The organism is Mesorhizobium sp. M2A.F.Ca.ET.037.01.1.1, from assembly GCF_003998075.1.
Lineage (GTDB): Bacteria > Pseudomonadota > Alphaproteobacteria > Rhizobiales > Rhizobiaceae > Mesorhizobium.
This window is the reverse complement of sequence record NZ_RZSA01000807.1, coordinates 1-3,091: the sequence shown is the minus strand read 5'-3', so window position 1 is coordinate 3,091 and position 3,091 is coordinate 1. Positions and strand designations below refer to the sequence as shown.

The following is a 3,091-nucleotide window of genomic DNA, read 5'->3' as shown; positions in this document are numbered from 1 at the left end:
GTCTTGGGCGAGATATCCAGCTTCCGAGCCACTTCCTTCGCGGTAAGCCCAGCGGCGATCAGGCGCAGCACCTCGATTCGCGCGGCGTCATGCCGGCCAGCGCCTGCGGCAAGGCCCGGCGCGACTGCTGCCCGGCGAATGACAAAACGGCTTCGGCAGCGTCGGGGTAGATACAGCCGTCACGAACAGCCGCGCGCAGCTGTGCCGCCGCCGCTTCGCTGGACAGCGCCTTGCGGTGCGCACGTTCCTCGCGTGACGTTTGAAAGGCTTCGGCAGCGGCCAATATCCTCGCCGCCGGGGAGAGGTCGGAGCCGCCGACCTTGCGGTGATATCCCGAACCGTCCAGGCGTTCGTGGTGACGCAGCACGAGCGCGCCCATCGCATCGCCGTCATGGCCGAAGGAAGCCAGCGCCCGCTCGCCGTAATAGGCATGCAGTTGCGCGGCGTCGCGCTCGCGCACCGATAGCGGGCCGTTGCGCATCCAAGTCGCCACAGGCACCACGAGCTCTCCGATGTCATGGATGCAGCCCGACCAGCGCAGCGCGCGAACATCGGCGGCGGGCAGACCGATCCTTGCTCCAGCGCCCGCGGCCAGCTCCGACACCATCCGCGAATGGCCCTGCGTGAATGGCATGCGCATGTCGATCATGTCGGCGATGGCGAGGAACGCCTCGTCGCAAGCCCCTTCGTCCAGCGTCACCGGCGGATCCGGCTCCAGCGCTAGAATCGTCTCGCGGTCGATCGTGGCGCCGATACCCCGCATCAGCATCGCGGCGTTGGCTGAGACGAGCCGGGCCAGATCGGCCTCGTACGGGCCGTCGGCACGACTGGCGATGGTCTCGGCCATCCCGTCGATGCCGACGGCATCACTGAGCGCGATCGCATCCTGCGCCAGTGTGATCAGGCGCACGGCGGGCAGGACCTCCTCGCCGCTCAGTCCACGCGGCAGGCCCTTGCCGTCCCAGCGCTCGTAGATCTGTCCGAGATTGCGCCGGATTTCGTCGGAGAGACCGAGGCGTTCGCCGATCCGCTGCGCCACCTCGCAATGGGCTGTCAGAACCGGGCGCGCCACGGCGAGCGCCTGCGACGTCGCGGCCTCGACCGCCTTGGCCTGCGCGTCAGGCGCGAGATCATAATAGAACCGCTTGAAAGCCTGCACGAAGACCCTGCCCAGTTCCGCACGGTGACCCATGTCGAGACCGACAAGGTCCTGGCGAAGCGCGATTTCGTCGCCGAAGAGACCCGAGAGAAGGTCGGTGTCCGCGTTGCAGCCGACATAACGCAGCATGGACTGGTGATAGGCATTGCGCCGAACCTGCTCCGAAACGCCAGCAAGCTCGGCGATCCGCATTGCCAGCACGCAGGATTTCAGCGCGAAGTCGCGGGAATGGCCTGTCGCGAGATCCGAGGCATAAGCGAGGACCATCATGAAGTCTGCGCGGCGTATCGAGACTTCTGTCATCGCACACCCTCAACCAGGTCCTGCCTACTCGGCGCACCAAATCGTCAAATGTCGACAGTGTCTCAGCTGAAATTTTCGACGTGGACAAACCAGCCTTGACGAAACCCTCTTATACCAGCAAGCCCTAATGTAGGTAAGCGTTTGATTTCCTCGCGGATATCAGCCGCTTCCGACTATCGCGATGGAACTGAAGCATGTCTCCCGAAAGTGGGAACTGGCTTCGGGATAAAGACATGCGCAAATCAAAGACCAAAGCGCATGGAGCGAATCCGAAGGATCGCGACGCGCTTTAAGTCGCGATTGAGGCGCATCGAACTGGTCGGGGATATAGATTTGTCCTTAAGCGAGCCCTGTCCAACGAGCGTCTCGCGGTATTGCAACCGGCAATATCAGCCGTCCAATTTCGCCCGACATCTCGGCTACGCTTGAAACCGGCGCGATAATCGTATCGCCTGCCGGCTGGCCCGATGGCGTATCGGCCATGCCTCACCCGTCGGGAAACGTCGCGCGGCCAGAGGCCTCGGCTATTCGGCCGCAACCCGCTGACCGCCCGCGCGACGCAACAGCGCGTATCCTGCTTCCTCGACCGCCTGCGCGGCGCGTTTGCGGATCGGATCGGACACGAGAACGCCATCGGCGAAATCCTTGTCCGTCGCGTAAACCCCCGTCGGCAAGGCAAGCGCCTCGAAGAAGCCGAACAGCGGCCGAAGCTGGTGCTCGACGATCAGCGCGTGCCGTTCGCCGCCGCCCGTGGCAAGCAGCAGCACCGGCTTGCCTCTCAGCGCCGACGGGTCGAGCAGGTCGAAGAAGTGCTTGAACAGGCCCGTATAGCTGCCCTTGTAGGTCGGTGATCCGACCACCAGCACATCGGCATTGACGACCTTGTCAAGGACGTCGCGGCCCTTTTGATCGAGATCTCGCGCCCATTTGGCGCTGCCGAGCGAGGCGCCGACATCTTCGATGTCATAGGTGCTCGCCGACAGATTGTTACGGACCGCGATATCCCTGACGACGTGCTCGACGAAGCCGCGCGTCTTCGACGGCCGGGTGAAATTTCCGGAGAAACCGACAACGGTTGGATTGGGCATGCTGTGGCACTTTCTCGGTATGTCGACGACCAGGGTCCAATGTCTATAATTTTTATAGACTCCGACCCGTCTTAGAAGGAACCGTCGACCCTTGGAGGGCTCGCCGCCGAACAATTTTTCCATGGATCGAACAGATTATGGATACCGACGGCGAGACGCGCATAGGCAGCTTGCCGGTCAGCAGCGGAAAAGGACGCCAAGACATAGGGCGCCGAGCGTCCCTTCAGCCCTGCGGATGAATCTGCGGCAGGGCGGCGGCGAGCGACCGCTCGAACGCATCGACCAGCACGTCGATCTGGGTCTCGGTGATGATCAGAGGCGGACAGAAGGCGATGGCATCGCCCATGTTGCGCGAGATCACGCCATTCTGCTGCAGGAAGCCGTTGACCAGCGCGCTGAGCGCCGCCGGCTTGCCCCAGGGCGCCTTGGTCGCCTTGTCGGCGACGAGCTCGACGGCGGCGATGAGGCCGACGCCGCGCACCTCACCCACCAGCGGATGCGAGGCGAGCTTGCGCAGCCTTGCCTGCAAATGCGCGCAAGG

General features: G+C 63.7%; 4 protein-coding genes. All 4 read right to left on the bottom strand.

The genetic code is table 11. The features are described 5' to 3' along the window. A partial coding sequence (locus EOA27_RS42435; protein ID WP_245491195.1) for a LuxR C-terminal-related transcriptional regulator occupies positions 1-71 on the bottom strand: 71 nt, incomplete at its 3' end. Further along, positions 59-1,462: an HD domain-containing phosphohydrolase gene (locus EOA27_RS29330; RefSeq protein WP_245491194.1), complete on the bottom strand. Its 1,404-nt coding sequence runs from the start codon at positions 1,460-1,462 to the stop codon at positions 59-61. The genes EOA27_RS29330 and EOA27_RS42435, both read right to left, overlap by 13 nt. A gap of 524 nt (positions 1,463-1,986) precedes the next feature. Further along, positions 1,987-2,550, bottom strand: a complete 564-nt coding sequence (gene msuE, locus EOA27_RS29325; RefSeq protein ID WP_126081261.1) for an FMN reductase — start codon at positions 2,548-2,550, stop codon at positions 1,987-1,989. 223 nt (positions 2,551-2,773) lie between these two features. Continuing rightward, a partial coding sequence (locus EOA27_RS29320) for an aminotransferase class III-fold pyridoxal phosphate-dependent enzyme (RefSeq protein WP_127257864.1) occupies positions 2,774-3,091 on the bottom strand: 318 nt, incomplete at its 5' end.